The following is a 16569-nucleotide window of genomic DNA, read 5'->3' on the forward strand; positions in this document are numbered from 1 at the left end:
GGCCGGCGCGAAAACGCACCGCTTGATGCCGACGGCTTAGCGCGACGAACAAGAAAAGATCAATGCCGGGAAATAAACTGTCCTGCCATCCTCTTGTCGAGGATGGTGGGCGCGACAGGGATTGAACCTGTGACCCCACCCGTGTGAAGGGTGTGCTCTACCGCTGAGCTACGCGCCCCCTGTAAGGAGGAGGCGGCCTTTGGCATCGGGCGCGCAGCCTGTCAACATGCTGCGGGCGATTTGATGCAAAATGCTTTCGCCTTTGCCCTGTCGGTGCCTATAATCGGCGTTCAATTTTAAAAAGTGGACTGTCTATCTATGCGTCAAACTATCGCCCTGCTGATCGGCAGCCTGCTGCTTTCGGCGCTTGCCGCGTGCAATACGGTTCAGGGTGTCGGCCGGGATATCGAATCGGTGGGTCGCGCCGGGAAGGACGCCATTCATTAAGGAGGCGTCGGCCTCCTTCGACCTTATTGAAGCGCGCGGCCCATCAGGGCCATGTTTTTGTTCAGGCGAACGCCATCGCAATCGGGTTCGCCACATTCGCACGCTTCGATCGTGTAGCGCACGCCGCACATGACCAGCACATCCTGATCGAACGAGTAATTGGAAATCCCGGCTCGTTCGACCTTTTCCTGTGCTCTGGCCTTGAGAGACATCACCTGTTCTCGCTTTCGAATAAGTTGGCTCATCATTGTTTGTGCACTGCACAATGTCAATTGATCGACTTTTGTTCCTGACCATATTGTAAGAATATTGTCGCCGAAACGACACGCTTCGCCGTTACGCGCGGCGTGACTTGCACAGGGCGGCGCAGCGTCCCATATGCCGGCCCATGAACGACCAACGCAGCGCCTCCATGCCGGTCTGGCATGGCACCACCATCATGTCCGTCCGCAAGAATGGAAAGGTCGTCGTCGCGGGCGACGGTCAGGTTTCCATGGGCCAGACGGTGATGAAGCCCAACGCCCGCAAGGTCCGCCGGCTGCATGACGGCAGCGTCATCGGCGGCTTTGCAGGTGCGACCGCCGACGCTTTCACCTTGTTCGAGCGATTGGAAGCCAAGCTGGAACGCCATAACGGCCAGTTGATGCGCGCCGCCGTGGAACTGGCCAAGGACTGGCGCACCGACAAATATCTGCGCAATCTGGAAGCGATGATGATCGTCGCGGACAAGGACGTCACCCTGATCCTGACTGGCAATGGCGATGTGCTGGAGCCACTGGGCGGAGTCGCCGCCATCGGATCGGGAGGCAATTTCGCCCTCGCCGCTGCCCGCGCGCTGGTGGAATATGAGGAAGATGCCGAAACCCTCGCCCGCAAGGCCATGGGCGTAGCCGCCGACATCTGCGTCTATACCAATGACCAGCTCACCATCGAAACGCTCGACAGCGCGAACTGAAATTTCAAGAAAAGACCATGAACGACAATCTGACCCCCAAAGCCATCGTCGCCGCGCTGGACGCGCATATCATCGGCCAGCATGACGCCAAACGCGCCGTCGCGGTTGCCCTGCGCAACCGCTGGCGCCGCCAGCACCTGCCTGCCGATTTGCGGGACGAGGTGACGCCCAAGAATATCCTGATGATCGGGCCGACGGGCTGCGGCAAGACGGAGATCAGCCGTCGCCTGGCCAAACTCGCCGACGCCCCCTTCGTGAAGGTGGAAGCCACCAAATTCACCGAAGTCGGCTATGTCGGCCGCGACGTCGAACAGATCGTCCGCGATCTGGTCGAGGAAGCGGTGCGCCTTGAAAAGGACCGCCGTCGCGAAGCGGTGCGCGAAGCCGCGTCCGAAGCCGCCATGGCTCGCCTGCTCGACGCGCTGACCGGCAAGGAAGCGAGCGAAGCCACCCGCCTCTCCTTCCGCCAGAAGATCGAGAACGATCAGATGAACGATGTGGAGGTCGAGGTGGAGGTCGCCGACACCCCCTCCATGCCGATGGAAATTCCCGGCATGGGCGGTCAGGTCGGCATGATCAACATCAGCGACATGATGTCCAAGGCGTTCGGCCAGACCCAGAAGAAGCGCCGCAAGATGCGTGTGGCCGAAGCCTGGGACAAGCTGGTCGAGGAAGAACAGGACAAGCGCCTGGATCAGGACGATGTCGCCCGCGTCGCCATCACCAGTGCCGAGCAGAATGGCATCGTCTTCCTGGACGAGATCGACAAGATCGCGGTCAGTGACGTGCGCGGCGGTTCGGTGAGCCGCGAAGGCGTGCAACGCGACCTGCTGCCGCTGATCGAGGGCACGACCGTTTCGACCAAATATGGTCCGCTGAAAACCGACCATATCCTGTTCATCGCGTCGGGCGCCTTCCATGTCGCCAAGCCCAGCGATCTGCTGCCCGAACTCCAGGGCCGCCTGCCGATCCGCGTGGAACTCAAGGCGCTGACGGAGGAAGATTTCGTCGCGATCCTCTCCGACACCAAGGCCAGCCTTGTTGCGCAATATCGCGCGCTGCTGGCAACGGAGGAAGTGACGATCGACCTCACGCCCGAAGGCATCCGCGCCGTCGCGAAGATCGCCGCCGACGTGAACAGCGAGATCGAGAATATCGGCGCTCGCCGCCTCCAGACGGTGATGGAAAAGCTGCTGGAAGATGTCAGCTTCGAAGCGGAGGATCGTCGCGGCGAAACGCTGGTAATCGATCAGGCCTATGTCGAAAAGCAACTGTCGGCCGTCGCGCACGACACCGACCTGAGCAAATATGTGCTGTAACTGACTGTTCCCCGGCACAGGCCGGGGTCCAGTTCTGCCGTTTCAGCTGTTCCCCGGCCTGGACCGGGGAATGTCTGGTTTAATAAGAGCGCCCCACCAGAACGCGCTCCACCGCCTTTTCACCGGTGAAGATGCACGCACCGTCCGCCGCCTGCGCATCCAGCGGCACGTTGCGCAGGGTCAGCTTTTCGCCCTTCAGCCATTGCACGACCTTCTCCAGCCCTTCGCCAGTCGGCTTGGACCATTGGACCAGCGCCCAGCCCGGCTTTTTCGACGCGTTGAAATAGGCCTTGAGCGCATCGAGATCGCCGATCGACGTGTCGATGCTGCCGTCCAGCCGCGCCTTGGCATCGGCGAACAGCGACGCCTGAATATCCTCAAGCGTTGCGGCCGCGCTGCCAACGAAATCACCCTTGGCTACGATCTGGCTGTTGAGCTTGCCATCCTCGCGATACAGGCGATCGCGGCGGATGACCGACACATTGCCGCCCGCCACATCGCGCCCGCCGACCTCGATCACGATCGGTGCGCCCTTCTTGACCCAGCCCCAGCGCTTGGTCGCCGCCTTGGCCGGCCGCTTGTCGAGCAGCGCGCGCACTGGCTCGCGGAATATGTCCAGCCCGTTCAGTTGGTTCACCAGATCGGTGCAATAATCGACGATCGCGGCATCTTCGTCATTGTCGCGCAGCATCGGCACGACGACGATCTGATAGGGCGCCACGCGCGGCGGCACGCGCAGTCCATCATCATCGCCATGGACCATGATCAGGCCGCCGATCATGCGGGTGGACACGCCCCAACTGGTCGTCTGCGCCAGTTCCTGCTGGCCTTCGGCATTCTGGAACTTGATATTCTGCGCCGAAGAGAAGGTCGTGCCCAGGAAATGCGAGGTGCCGGCCTGCAACGCCTTGCCGTCCTGCATCATCGCTTCGATCGAATAGGTCGCCACCGCGCCGGGGAAGCGCTCATTCTCCGGCTTTTCGCCCGCAACGACCGGCAGGCCCACGCAATCCTCGGCAAAGGCGCGATAGACTTCCAGCATCTTGAGCGTTTCTTCCATCGCCTCTTCGACGGTGGCGTGGGCGGTATGCCCTTCCTGCCACAGGAATTCGGCGGTGCGCAGGAACATGCGGGTGCGCATTTCCCAGCGCACGACATTGGCCCACTGATTGATCAGCACCGGCAGGTCGCGCCAGCTTTGCACCCAACGGCTGAACGCCGCGCCGATCACCGTTTCCGACGTCGGCCGCACGACCAGCGGCTCTTCCAGCTTCGCTTCGGGATCGGGCACCATCTTGCCGTCCTTCTGGATCAGGCGATGATGGGTGACGACCGCCATTTCCTTGGCGAAGCCGTCGACATGCTCGGCTTCCTTCTCGAAGTAAGACAGCGGGATGAACAGCGGGAAATAGCAGTTTTCATGGCCGGTCGCCTTGATCTGCTCATCCAGCAATTTCTGGATACGCTCCCAGATGCCATAGCCCCAGGGACGAATGACCATGCAGCCGCGTACGCCGCTTTCCTCGGCCATATCGGCTTCGGTGATGACGGCCTGATACCAGGCGGCGAAATCCTGTTCGCGGGTGACGTTGAGGGCGTGCTTCACGGGATGCGGACCTTGGCTAGAACGAAAAGAAGAATGGCGCGCCATAGGCCAGACGCGCCATATATGTCGACCCCCACAAGGGCGCGATGATGCGGGTTCAGGCGTCCGCGCCCAACTGCTCCAGCCAGATCTTGGCCTGCTTGGGTTCGCCGACGGCATCGGCGGCGGCCGGCCCGCGAACCGCCATGAAATCCTGATGCAGCGCAAAAGGCTCCAGCCCCAACGTGTCGCGCATGGCACCAATCTCGTCCGCCAGTTCCTCCAGCGAGGCGATGACCGGCGCCGTGCGGGCGCGGGCGGCCTTGTCCTTCTGATGATCGAACAGGCCCCACCGCCCCGCTGCCGTGACGCGGAGCGCCGCGATCAAGGCATCGCGATACTCCGCTTCCACTTCGATACGGCGGACGTCGAGCCGCTCCAGTCGATCCGCCTTGGCCATCGGTTCAGGTCAGCTTGTCGATCTTGGCATTGAGCGCCGCCAATTGCGCCTTGAGGTCGCTGATTTCCTCATCCTTGCTTTCCTCGGCCGCAGCCGGGGTCGGTGCAGAAGCAGCGGGCGTCACGCCCGGAACATTAGGCATCCCCGGCACCCCATTGCCAAATGCGCTGGCAGCGGCTTCGAACATCTGCAGGTTGCGCTTGGCGATGTCGGCCAGCGGACCGCCGCCGAACGCACCCTTCATCGCTTCCTGAAACTGCTGCTGGTTCTTGCGGAAAGCGTCCATCGACGCTTCCAGATATTGCGGCACCATCGACTGCATGGAATCGCCATACATGGCGATCAACTGGCGCAGGAAATTGACAGGCAGCATATTCTTGCCACGCTGTTCTTCTTCCATGATGATCTGGGTCAGGACATTATGGGTGATGTCCTCGCCGGTCTTGGCGTCCACGACCACGAATTCGCGCCCCTCGCGCGTCATCTGCGACAGAAGGTCCAACGTGATATAACTCGAAGTTTCGGTATTATAGAGCCGCCTGTTGGCGTACTTCTTGATGACGACCGGTTCTGATTCATTAGCGGTCTTGGACTTGGCCATGGATTCCTCTCCCACACCTGACCATCTCGCATTAGCACAGGCCGATGCCGCACCGCAACATGGGCCGCGGCCTTTACCCCTTTTTCTCAATATTTTATGGCGCGAAACGGAGAATGATCCGGACCTTCGGCGCCGGGCCTTCCAGGGGTTGCGCAAATATCAGGACGCAATGCGCCCGCCCGCCCCGCCACAGGCCCGCTGCGTCGCCACGGCCGGGCCGGCCCGTTTGCTGCAATATGGCGCGGCAAGTGACCGTAATCCGGTGGTTTTCATACCGTCGCTCATCAACCCGCCGCAGGTGTTGGACCTGTCGGAAAGTCGATCCTTGCTGCGCCACATGGGTGCAGCAGGACATGATGCCTATCTGCTGGACTGGGGCACACCATCTGCGCAGGACGCGATGCTCGGCCTGGATGGCCATGTAACGGACAGGCTCCTGCCCCTGCTTGCGGGCCTGCCCCGCCCGCCGATCCTGGTCGGCTATTGCCTTGGCGGCAGCCTGGCGCTCGGTGCCGCAGCGCTGCAATCCTTTCCCGCCGTCGCTACCATAGCGGCCCCGTGGCATTTCGATGCCTTCGCGTCGGATGATCTCGACCTGATCGCCGGCCTGTGGCGCGGCGCAAGACCGATGTGCGAACGGATCGGCTATGTGCCGATGGAGGTGATGCAATCAGGCTTCTGGGCGATGGACCCGGTGCGGACCATCCGCAAATATGCCGCCTTTGCCGATGCAGCGCCGGGATCGGATGCGGAACGTGCCTTCCTGGCCGTGGAAGATTGGGCCAATGGCGGCGCGCCCCTGACCTTCGCGGCCGGCCGCGACCTGTTCGACGAATTTTACGCCGGCAATCTCAGCGGCACCGGGCGCTGGCAGATCGACGGGCAGACCGTCGATCCCGCCGCGCTTGCCTGCCCGACCCTGTCCATCGTCTCCACGACCGATCGCATCGTCCCCGCCGCAGCCGGCCCTCGCTTGCGCGAAGAGCGCCGTTTCTCGCTTGGCCATGTCGGCATGGTGGTGGGTGGCCGCGCCCGCGAAATGCTGTGGGAACCCCTGTCCCTTTGGCTTTCCAGCCACGGCGCATGATGCTATCGCACCTGCGAAAACATATTCACCACCAAAGAGGATCAGGACTTTGTCAGACATCGTCATTACCGCCGCCAAGCGCACGCCTGTCGGTAGCTTTCTGGGTGCCTATGCAACGACCCCCGCGCATGTGCTGGGTCAGACCGCGATCATCGCCGCGCTGGAGCAGGCGGGCATCGCCCCCGATGAAGTGGATGAAGTCATTCTGGGCCATGTGCTGACTGCCGGCTTGGGCCAGAACCCCGCGCGCCAGGCCGCCGTCGCCGCCGGCATCCCGGTCGATCGCACCGCCTTCGCCATCAACCAGGTGTGCGGTTCGGGCCTGCGCGCCGTCGCGCTCGCGGCTCAGGCGATCGCCAATGGCGACGCCAGCATCATGGTTGCGGGCGGTCAGGAAAATATGTCGCTCAGCCCCCATGCGCAATTCCTGCGCGCCGGGCAGAAGATGGGCAATCTCAGCCTGGTCGATACGATGATCCAGGACGGCCTGACCGACGCTTTCAACGGCTATCATATGGGCATCACCGCCGAAAATCTGGCCGAAAAATATCAGATCACCCGCGAAGAGCAGGACGCCTTCGCCGTCGGCAGCCAGAACAAGGCGTCGGCCGCCCGCGCATCGGGTCGCTTCAAGGATGAAATCGCCGCCGTCACGGTCAAGGGCCGCAAGGGCGACACCATTGTCGAGAATGACGAATATATTCGCGATGGCGCCACGATCGAAGCGATGGAAAAGCTCAAGCCCGCCTTCAAGAAGGACGGCACCGTCACCGCCGGCAATGCCAGCGGCCTGAACGACGGCGCCGCCGCGCTGGTGCTGATGACGGCCGACGATGCCGCCAAGCGCGGTGTGACCATCCTGGGCCGTCTCGCCGGTTTCGCCACTGCCGGCGTCGATCCCTCGATCATGGGCATCGGCCCGGCCCCGGCCACCCGCAAGGCATTGGCGAAGGCCGGCTGGTCGGTCGCCGATCTCGACCTGATCGAAGCCAATGAAGCCTTCGCCGCGCAGGCGCTGTCCGTGGGCAAGGAACTGGGCTTCGATCCCGAAAAGGTGAACGTCAATGGCGGCGCGATCGCCATCGGTCACCCGATCGGCGCGTCGGGCGCACGCGTGCTGACCACCCTGCTCTACGAAATGGCCAAGCGCGACGCGAAGAAGGGCCTTGCCACGCTCTGCATCGGTGGCGGCATGGGCGTGGCGCTCTGCATCGAACGCTGATCTCATATTGAACCGGCAAAAAAGCCGCCGCTCCAAAAGGGAGCGGCGGCTTTTTTGTTTATCAGCCCTTTTTGCCGGCGCTCCGGCAGCGGTCGGAACAATAGACGACATTGTCCCAGTCACGTTCCCACTTCTTCCGCCAGGCAAAGGGGCGCTGGCACACCGGGCAGGTCTTCGTCGGCAGATCCCGTTTAGCGACTCCGCGTGGCATCCGTTTCAATCCCTTATGCGTCGAGCGACCGATCCTTCGTTTCCGGCAAAGCCACCAGACAGGTGACCAGCGCCAGCGCGACGATCGCCAGCGTGTACCACAATCCGGCATAGGGATTGCCCGTTCGCGCGACGATATATTGGCTGACCAGCGGCAGGAAACCGCCGAAATAGCCAGTGCCGATATGGTAGGGGATGGATAGCGACGAATAGCGGATGCGCGCCGGAAAATATTCCGACAGCAAGGCCGCGACCGGCCCATAGGTCGCGCCCGACAATGTCCAGAGCAGCAGCAACGCGGCAAAGACCATCATTGCGCGGGGCCAGTCGGGCGTCACCGCGCCGAAATCATAGCCCTGCCGCTTCAGCGCCGCGTCCAGCCCGTCACTGCTCAGATCCGCCACCGCGGTGCCGCCGATCGCCACCGCCGGCACCGCGCCCTCCCGCTTGTCATAGGGAATGCCGCGCTTGGAAAAATGGTCGAGCAACTTGCCGCAGGCGGTCGGCTGTATCTTGGCGAAGGGGTCGAAACGGCAATCGGGACCGCTCACCACCACCGGCGCCCGCTCCGATGCCTGCACCAGCCCCGGATTGGCGGTCGCGCCCATGAACTGATAGAGCGGCAATGCCAGCAGCAGCACCAGCGCATAGCCGATCACGATCGGCTTCTTGCGCCCGATCCTGTCCGACAGCCAGCCGAAGAAGATGAAGGCCCCCATGCCGATGAAGGCGCTGCCGCCGACCAGCAATTGCGCCACACCCGCCGCGACATGCAGGCCGTTTTGCAGGAAATAGAGCGCCTGAAACATCACCGTATAGGCGATGACGGTAAAGCCCGCCGCGATGCCGATCATCGCGACGAACATCCGTTTCTTGTTGCCCGGCGCGGTAAAGGCTTCCAGAATTGGGTTCTTGGCCTGCGTCCCCGCCTTCTTCATCGCCAGGAACACCGGGCTTTCGCGCAGCATCAATCGCATCCACAAAGAAATCGCCAGCAGCGCGAGCGAGAAGATGAAGGGGATACGCCATCCCCATGCGTCCCACACCGCCTGCCCCACGATCGCTTGCGTGCCGACCACGACGATCAGCGACAGGATAAATCCGCCGATCACACCGGCCTGGATGAAGCTGGTATAGAAGCCGCGCTTGCCCGGCGGGGCATGTTCCGCGACATAGATCGCCGCGCCGCCATATTCGCCGCCCAGTGCCAGCCCCTGCGCGATCCGCAGCGCGATGAGGATGATCGGCGCCGCCACGCCGATGCTGGCCGCCGCCGGTGTCAGTCCTACGCCCGCCGTCGCCAGGCCCATCAGGATGATGGTCGCCAGAAATGTATATTTCCGCCCCAGCCGATCGCCCAGATAGCCGAACAGCACCGCCCCGATCGGCCGAAACGCAAAGCCGATCGCAAAGCCCGCCAGCGTGTAGAGCAGTTCGACGGTCGGATTGTCGGTCGGAAAGAAGGTCCGCCCGATGATCGGCGCCAGCACGCCATAGATATAGAAATCATACCATTCGAACACGGTGCCCAGCGCGGACGCGGTGATGACCAGCCGGTCCCGCTTCGCATCCATCACATATGTATCGCCCACCGCCGCCGTCATCCCGCCCCCTTAACTTCGCACATTTCCCGCAATTCCTGACATTATCATGCGGGAGTAGGAAATCTTATGTCCATCATCGCCTCTACCCGGCCGCGCCTTTATCGCAGGAAGGATGGCGATAGGACAGGCCTTCCCGTCAGAACAATCGCGCTCCGTTCGGCACCGGCTTGTCGGGCGCGAAGAGGGTGACGGCGCCGACCTCGTCGGCGAAGCCCAATGTCAGAACCTGCGACATGAACTTGCCGATCTGGCGCGGGGGGAAGTTGACGACGGCGGCAATCTGCCGCCCCGGCAGATCCTGCAGCGCATGATTTTCGGTAATTTGTGCGCTCGATCGTTTCTGGCCGATCGCCGGGCCGAAATCGATGAGCAGTTTGTAGGCCGGCTTGCGCGCCTCCGGAAAGGGATCGGCCGAGATGATCGTGCCGACCCTTATGTCGACCTTCAGGAAATCGTCGAAGCCGATCATGTCGCTCACCGGCGCGGCGGGATCATGGGACAGGTGCATCGGGCGGCCCTCAATATGGATTGCGCGCCGACCATATCCAGGCCGCGGCCGGAAAGTCCACATGGCCATCCTGCAATCGCGCGCGGCATAGTGTGGCCACGCGTTCGAGGATCGAAGCGCGGTCCGCCGGATCGGCCAGCTTGAGCGCCCGCGCGGCCGGTCCGATCCGGCTGAAGAAGCTGACGGCATCGGCCACCGGATCGTCACCGCCGCCGGCGCGATAGGGGAAATCGACCGGGTGCGCCTCGATATCCGACCATCCTGCATGGGCGAGCAGATCGCGCACGAAAGCCTCATCGGCGAAGGCGAAGGGACCGGGGATGTAGCCTGCTTTTACGGGCGGCGTTTCGCCGACGGCGGTCATCATGTCGCGCGCCCAGCCATTGAGCGGTGCGGCGCGGAAGCAGGAAAAGATCAATCGCCCGCCCGGTCGCGTCGCCGCGCGCAATCGGGTGAAGGCATCCGCCGGATCGTCGAAGAACATCACGCCATGGCGCGAGACGATCAGGTCGAACGGCCCGGCATCATCGATGGCTTGTTCCACCGGCGCCACGATGAAGCGGACATTGGGGGCGGCGGCCGCCCGTGCCTGCGCGACTGCAATCAGTGCCGGTGAAATATCGATGCCTGTAAGCTGCGCGTTCGCATTGGCGCGCGCCGCCGCCAGCGCGGTTCCGCCCGCGCCGCATCCCACATCGGCCACCGCAGCCGACCTGCCCGCCATGGCGTCGCTTATGGTCCGGTCGAGTTCCGCCGACAGGGCGATGAAGCTGCGGTCGGTCCGCTCCCACTCCAGCGCCCAGACATCACCATTGGCGCCGGTCCATCCGACCGCATTCATGGTGGCCGATGGTGCGGTTATGCTTTGCGTCATTCTGCCCTCGCTTTCCGCATTCCACCATGGCGGCGAAATGCGGAAAGACAAGGCTATTGCGAGAATTTCGCAATAAGGCGATTATTCCATTTCAAGGATGATGGCGTCCACCGGCAGGCTTTCGCCCTGCGCCGCCGACACGCTCTTCACCACGCCCGTCTTTTGCGCGCGCAGGATATTTTCCATCTTCATCGCTTCGATCACCGCCAGCGGCTGGCCGGCTTCGACCTTGTCGCCCTCCGCCACATGCAGCGCGACGAGCAAGCCGGGCATCGGGCAGATCAGGTAGCGCGACAGGTCCGGCGGGATCTTTTCGATCATATGCTGCGCATGCGGCGCGGCATGGGCAGACAGGATGCGCAGGCGATGGCTCGCCCCATGCGCCGTCAGCACGAAGCCGGATCGCACCGGCGCGATCCGCACCGCCAGATCCTCCGCGCCAAACTCCGCTTCGATCAAACGGTCGCCGGGCGTATATTCCAGCGCCATGTCGATGGCCTGACCATCGACCGTCACCTCGTCGCCGTCGATTACGACATCATGGATGGTGTCCCCGATCTTCACCTGCCAGCCGGTCGGCGGCGCGAGGCGCTTGCCCAATTGTCCGTCGATCCGGCGTGCCCTGTCGGCTTGCGCCATGGCGGCAAAGGCGCCGATCGCCGACAGCCTCACCAGCAGTTCGGCCGAAGCAGGGGCGCCCTGGAACCCGTCGGGATATTCCTCCGCGATGAAGCCGGTGGTGATATTGCCCGACCGGAACCGCTCATGCTGCATCAGCGCGGACACGAAATCGATATTGTGGCCCGGCCCTTCAATCTCAAACTTGTCGAGCGCCTCGATCTGCTTGTCGATGGCTTCGAGGCGGGTTGGCGCCCAGGTGATGAGCTTGGCGATCATCGGATCGTAGAAGATGGAGACTTCGCCCCCCTCTTCCACGCCGTCATCGACACGGATCAGCGCGCCATTGTCATCCTTCCCGGTTTCGGGCGGGTTATAGCGGATCAGGCGACCGGTCGACGGCAGGAAGCCCCGATAGGGATCTTCGGCATAGACGCGGTTTTCGATCGACCAGCCGTTGATTTTGACGTCAGCCTGCCCGAACGAAAGCGCCTCGCCATTGGCCACGCGGATCATCTGTTCGACCAGATCGACGCCGGTGATTTCCTCGGTGACGGGATGCTCCACCTGCAACCGGGTGTTCATTTCCAGGAAGTAGAAGCCGTCCCCGGTCTTGTCCTCACCGCTGACGATAAGTTCGACCGTGCCGGCGCTGAAATAGCCGACTGCCCGCGCCAGAGCGACGCATTGTTCGCCCATCTTCCTGCGCATTTCGGGCGACACGAAGGGGGACGGCGCTTCCTCTACCACCTTCTGGTGGCGGCGCTGGATCGAACATTCGCGTTCGTTGAGATAGACGATATTGCCATGCTGGTCGCCCAGCACCTGAATTTCGATATGGCGCGGGCTTTCGATGAACTTCTCGATGAAGACGCGGTCGTCGCCGAAGCTGTTCAGCCCCTCGCGCTTGGTCGCCTCAAAGCCTTCGCGGACATCCTGTTCGCTATAGGCGAGGCGCATCCCCTTGCCGCCGCCGCCCGCCGACGCCTTCATCATCACGGGATAGCCGATCTCATTGGAGATCTTTACGGCATGTTCGGTATCGTCGATCACGCCAACATAGCCCGGCACGACGTTGACGCCCGCTTCCAATGCCAGCTTCTTGGACTCGATCTTGTCACCCATCGCGGCGATCGCGTTGGCGGGCGGCCCCACGAAGATGATCCCCTCCGCGTCCAGCGCCTTGCGAAAGCTCTCCCGCTCGGAGAGGAAGCCGTAGCCCGGATGTACCGCATCGGCGCCGGTCTGCTTGCAGGCGTCGATGATCTTGTCGGCGATCAGATAGGATTGGGCGGCGGGCGAAGGGCCGATATGCACAGCCTCGTCGGCCATCAAAACATGGGGCGCCCGCGCATCGGCATCGGAATAGACCGCGACGGTCTTGATGCCCATTTTCTTGGCCGTCCGCATGACCCGGCACGCAATTTCGCCACGGTTCGCGATCAGGATCTTGGTGATTGCCATTATAATTCCTGTCCCAGTCCTATCCTATCGGGCGTGCGGGCGACATTTCTCGACGCCCGTCAGCCTTTCTATTTCCAATCGTCACCCTGAACTTGTTTCAGGGTTCATTCCTCCACACGTCGCATCGCGCCCGGAGACGCGATGGATGCTGAACCAAGACCAGCATGACGGAGGGAGGCATAATGGATCATCCCTCCGGCGCCCCACCCCACCCCGTCATGCCGGACTTTATCCGGCATCCCGCTGTCTTTTCGCGCGACGGCAGAGAAGAAGCGGGGCCCCGGATCAAGTCCATGGTGACGAAGGGGAGCGCTGATTTCACTCGGCCGCTTCCATCTCGACCTTCACTTCGGCCTGCATCGGCACGACGCCCAGCTTCGCGAAGAGCGCGGCATCCGCATTGTCGCCCGCATTGGCCGTGGTCAGCAGCTTGTCGCCGGTGAAGATGCTGTTCGCGCCCGCCATGAAGCAGAGCGCCTGGCAGCTATCCGACATGCTCTCGCGCCCGGCCGACAACCGCACCATACTTTCCGGCATCACGATCCGCGCTACCGCGACCGTGCGCACGAATTCGATCTCGTCGATCTTGGCGAGCGGCGTGTCGGCCAGCATATTGCCCAGCACCGTGCCCTTGACCGGGACCAGCGCGTTGATCGGTACGCTCTGCGGATGGGCCGGCAGCACGGCCAGCGCGTGCAGGAAGCCGACGCGATCCTCGCGCGTTTCGCCCATGCCGACGATCCCGCCGCTGCACACGTTGATGCCCGAATTGCGGACATTTTCCAGCGTCACCAAGCGATCGTCAAACGTCCGGGTGGTGATGACCTTCTCATAATGTTCGGGCGAGGTGTCGATATTATGGTTGTAATAATCGAGGCCCGCATCGGCCAATGTCTTGGCCTGCTTTTCGTCCAGCATACCCAAAGTCATGCAGGTTTCCATGCCCATCTGGCGCACGCCCTTCACCATCTGGACGATGGCGGGCATGTCGCGCTCCTTGGGGTTGCGCCAGGCCGCGCCCATGCAGAAACGCGAGGAGCCCGCGTCCTTGGCCTGCGCTGCTGCCTGCATCACGGCCTGCACACTCATCAGCTTTTCGGCTTTCAGGCCGCTTTCCGCCGACGCCGACTGATTGCAATAGCCGCAATCCTCCGGACAACCGCCGGTCTTGATCGACAACAAGGTGGACAGTTGCACTTCGTTGCGCGGGAAATTGTTGCGGTGGATCGATTGCGCTTCGAACATCAGATCGTTGAAGGGCAGATCGAACAGCGCCGCGATTTCCTCACGGGTCCAGTCGTTGCGAGCGTCAAACATGGGCATCCTCCGATTGTCTGACGAAATCTATAAACGATCCATCGACGACACAAAAGGCAGAATTACGGGTCAAGCAGCTTCCTCCAGCCCGGCAGGGGGCATATTGTGGCCGAGCAGGCGCAGCACATCGGCAGCGCACTCCACGACGTTGGAACCCGGCCCATAAATGCCCTGAACCCCGGCGTCACGAAGATAGTCGTAATCCTGCGGCGGGATGACGCCACCGGCGATCACCTTGATGTCGGTGCGCCCCTTTTCCCGCAGCCGATTGATGAGTTCGGGGATCAAGGTTTTGTGCCCCGCCGCAAGGCTGGACGCGCCCACTACATCGACGCCGCTGTCCAGCGCCAGCACCACCGTTTCCTCGGGCGTCTGGAACAAGGGGCCGGACACGACGTCGAACCCCAGATCGCCAAAGGCCGATGCGATGATGTTGGCGCCCCGGTCGTGGCCATCCTGTCCCATTTTTGCGACGAGCAATTTGGGTTTACGACCGAGGCGCCGTTCGACGGCCTGCACGCCGTCGAGAACCTGTTGCCAGCGACTGTCGCCGGCATAGGGCGCCGCATAGACGCCCTTCACCGGCGTCGGCTGCGTGCCGTAGCGCTGGAAACTATCCTCCATGGCGGAGGAGATTTCGCCCAGCGTGGCGCGGGCGCGCGCCGCTTCCACCGCATGAGCCAGAAGGTTTGTCTCGATCGATTGCGGCGCGGCGGCGGCATCGCGCAGCGCCTGCAACGCGGCCTGACACTTTTCCTCGTCACGCTCCGCCTTGACCCGGTTGATGCGGGCGATCTGCGCCTCGCGCACCTTGGCATTGTCGATATCCAGTGTTTCCAGCAAATCCTCGTTCGCCAGCCGATATTTGTTGACGCCCACGATCACGTCTTCGGCGCGATCGACCCGCGCCTGCCGCGCTGCTGCTGCCGTTTCGATCATCGCCTTGGGCCATCCCGCCGCCACGGCCTTCGCCATGCCGCCTTCGCTTTCGACCCGGTCGATAATCTCCTGCGCGGCGTCCACCAGTTGCTGCGTCAGGCTCTCTACATAGTAACTGCCACCCAGCGGATCGACGACATTGCACATGCCCGTCTCTTCCTGAATGACGATCTGGGTGTTGCGCGCAATCCGGGCGGAAAAATCCGTCGGCAGCGCGATCGCCTCGTCCAGGGCATTGGTGTGCAGCGACTGCGTGCCCCCAAGCATCGCGGCCATCGCCTCGATCGTGGTGCGCATGACGTTGTTATACGGATCCTGCTCGGTCAGCGATACGCCGCTGGTCTGGCAATGGGTGCGCAGCATCTTGCTGCGCTCGCTCTGAGCGCCCAGCTTGGTCATGGCGCGGTGCCACAGCACGCGGGCGGCGCGCAGCTTGGCGATCTCCATGAAGAAATTCATGCCGATCGCAAAAAAGAAGCTCAACCGCCCGGCAAAATTGTCGATGTCCAGCCCGCTTGCCATGCCATAGCGCGCATATTCGATGCCGTCGGCGATGGTGAAGGCCAGTTCCTGCACCTGCGTCGCGCCCGCTTCCTGCATATGATAGCCGGAAATGGAGATGCTGTTGAACTTGGGCATTTCCCGCGACGTATAGCCGAAAATGTCGCTGATGATCCGCATGGAGGGTTCGGGCGGGTAGATATAGGTGTTGCGGACCATGAACTCCTTGAGAATGTCGTTCTGGACCGTCCCGTCGAGCAGCTTGCGATCGACCCCCTGTTCCTCGCCCGCGACGATGAAGAAGGCCAGCACCGGGATGATCGCGCCGTTCATGGTCATGCTGACCGACATCTTGTCGAGCGGAATGCCGTCGAACAGGATCTTCATATCCTCGATCGTGTCGATCGCCACGCCCGCCTTGCCCACGTCGCCCGTCACGCGGGGATGGTCGCTGTCATAACCGCGATGGGTGGCCAGGTCGAACGCGACGGACAGCCCTTTCTGCCCGGCCGCCAGATTGCGGCGATAGAATGCGTTGGATTCCTCCGCCGTCGAAAAGCCCGCATATTGCCGCACGGTCCATGGCCGCCCCGCATACATGGAGGCGCGCACGCCCCGCGTGAACGGCGCGAAGCCCGGCAGGCCCGGATCGACGGTCACATCCTCGGCCGTATAGAGCGGCTTCACCTGAATACCTTCGGGGGTATCCCAGTTCAGATCCTTGCCCTTCACTTCCTTGGCGGCAGCGGCGGCCCACTGGTCCAATGTCGGCTTGTCGGTCATAACTATCATCCTACCCATTCGTCATGCCAGACTTGATCCGGCATCCCGCTTCTTCTGCGAGCGGGACGAAAACAG

Annotated in this window: 16 protein-coding genes and 1 tRNA gene; 5 read left to right on the top strand and 12 right to left on the bottom strand. The window is 62.5% G+C overall.

Annotated features, from left to right (window positions below; genetic code table 11):
• Window positions 1-103: 103 nt before the first annotated feature.
• Window positions 104-178, bottom strand: a tRNA-Val gene (locus tag F4U94_RS05065).
• A 140-nt stretch (window positions 179-318) separates the two neighbouring features.
• Here F4U94_RS05065 and F4U94_RS05070 point away from each other — a divergent pair.
• On the top strand, window positions 319-447 hold the full coding sequence (locus F4U94_RS05070; RefSeq protein ID WP_120250114.1) for an entericidin A/B family lipoprotein: 129 nt from the start codon (window positions 319-321) through the stop codon (window positions 445-447).
• 23 nt (window positions 448-470) lie between these two features.
• On the opposite strand, the gene F4U94_RS05075 is transcribed toward F4U94_RS05070, so the two are convergent.
• Window positions 471-659: a hypothetical protein gene (locus F4U94_RS05075; protein WP_120250113.1), complete on the bottom strand. Its 189-nt coding sequence runs from the start codon at window positions 657-659 to the stop codon at window positions 471-473.
• A gap of 176 nt (window positions 660-835) precedes the next feature.
• Between F4U94_RS05075 and hslV the strand changes: the two genes are divergently transcribed.
• Together hslV and hslU are read left to right on the top strand one after the other, a co-directional pair.
• A complete protein-coding gene (gene hslV, locus F4U94_RS05080) occupies window positions 836-1402 on the top strand; it encodes an ATP-dependent protease subunit HslV (RefSeq protein WP_120250112.1) in 567 nt (188 codons plus the stop codon).
• A gap of 17 nt (window positions 1403-1419) precedes the next feature.
• Complete coding sequence (hslU, locus tag F4U94_RS05085) at window positions 1420-2721, top strand: ATP-dependent protease ATPase subunit HslU (protein WP_120250111.1); 1302 nt, start codon at window positions 1420-1422, stop codon at window positions 2719-2721.
• A gap of 79 nt (window positions 2722-2800) precedes the next feature.
• On the opposite strand, the gene proS is transcribed toward hslU, so the two are convergent.
• From proS to phaR, 3 genes are all read right to left on the bottom strand, one after another.
• Window positions 2801-4327, bottom strand: coding sequence for a proline--tRNA ligase (gene proS, locus F4U94_RS05090; protein WP_120250110.1), 1527 nt, complete (start codon window positions 4325-4327; stop codon window positions 2801-2803).
• A 97-nt stretch (window positions 4328-4424) separates the two neighbouring features.
• Complete coding sequence (locus F4U94_RS05095) at window positions 4425-4766, bottom strand: hypothetical protein (protein ID WP_120250109.1); 342 nt, start codon at window positions 4764-4766, stop codon at window positions 4425-4427.
• A 4-nt stretch (window positions 4767-4770) separates the two neighbouring features.
• Complete coding sequence (gene phaR / locus F4U94_RS05100; RefSeq protein WP_120250108.1) at window positions 4771-5367, bottom strand: polyhydroxyalkanoate synthesis repressor PhaR; 597 nt, start codon at window positions 5365-5367, stop codon at window positions 4771-4773.
• On the opposite strand from phaR, the gene F4U94_RS05105 reads away from it, so the two are divergent.
• A complete protein-coding gene (locus F4U94_RS05105) occupies window positions 5366-6454 on the top strand; it encodes an alpha/beta hydrolase (protein ID WP_120250107.1) in 1089 nt (362 codons plus the stop codon). The genes phaR and F4U94_RS05105 overlap by 2 nt on opposite strands.
• A 49-nt stretch (window positions 6455-6503) precedes the next feature.
• The gene (locus tag F4U94_RS05110) at window positions 6504-7676 is read left to right on the top strand and encodes an acetyl-CoA C-acetyltransferase (RefSeq protein ID WP_120250106.1); all 1173 of its coding nucleotides are present in this window, start codon (window positions 6504-6506) and stop codon (window positions 7674-7676) included.
• 61 nt (window positions 7677-7737) lie between these two features.
• Here F4U94_RS05110 and F4U94_RS05115 read toward each other — a convergent pair whose 3' ends face one another.
• The 7 genes from F4U94_RS05115 to scpA all read right to left on the bottom strand — a co-directional run bounded on the left by F4U94_RS05115 (window position 7738) and on the right by scpA (window position 16494).
• Window positions 7738-7887, bottom strand: coding sequence for a DUF2256 domain-containing protein (locus tag F4U94_RS05115; protein WP_120250105.1), 150 nt, complete (start codon window positions 7885-7887; stop codon window positions 7738-7740).
• Window positions 7888-7900: 13 nt separating this feature from the next.
• The gene (locus tag F4U94_RS05120) at window positions 7901-9490 is read right to left on the bottom strand and encodes an MFS transporter (RefSeq protein ID WP_120250104.1); all 1590 of its coding nucleotides are present in this window, start codon (window positions 9488-9490) and stop codon (window positions 7901-7903) included.
• A 136-nt stretch (window positions 9491-9626) separates the two neighbouring features.
• A complete protein-coding gene (locus F4U94_RS05125) occupies window positions 9627-9998 on the bottom strand; it encodes a tRNA-binding protein (RefSeq protein ID WP_120250103.1) in 372 nt (123 codons plus the stop codon).
• Between the two features lie 10 nt (window positions 9999-10008).
• Entirely contained in the window at window positions 10009-10872 is an 864-nt protein-coding gene (locus tag F4U94_RS05130) for a class I SAM-dependent methyltransferase (protein WP_120250102.1), read from the bottom strand.
• Between the two features lie 81 nt (window positions 10873-10953).
• Entirely contained in the window at window positions 10954-12954 is a 2001-nt protein-coding gene (locus F4U94_RS05135) for an acetyl-CoA carboxylase biotin carboxylase subunit (protein ID WP_120250101.1), read from the bottom strand.
• A 318-nt stretch (window positions 12955-13272) separates the two neighbouring features.
• Window positions 13273-14271 (bottom strand): biotin synthase BioB, encoded by a 999-nt coding sequence (bioB, locus tag F4U94_RS05140; protein ID WP_232015947.1) that lies wholly within the window; start codon window positions 14269-14271, stop codon window positions 13273-13275.
• Window positions 14272-14340: 69 nt separating this feature from the next.
• Window positions 14341-16494 (bottom strand): methylmalonyl-CoA mutase, encoded by a 2154-nt coding sequence (scpA, locus tag F4U94_RS05145; RefSeq protein ID WP_120250099.1) that lies wholly within the window; start codon window positions 16492-16494, stop codon window positions 14341-14343.
• Between the last annotated feature and the right edge of the window lie 75 nt (window positions 16495-16569).

This window comes from Sphingobium limneticum (assembly GCF_008710155.1).
Taxonomy (GTDB): Bacteria; Pseudomonadota; Alphaproteobacteria; order Sphingomonadales; family Sphingomonadaceae; genus Sphingobium; species Sphingobium limneticum.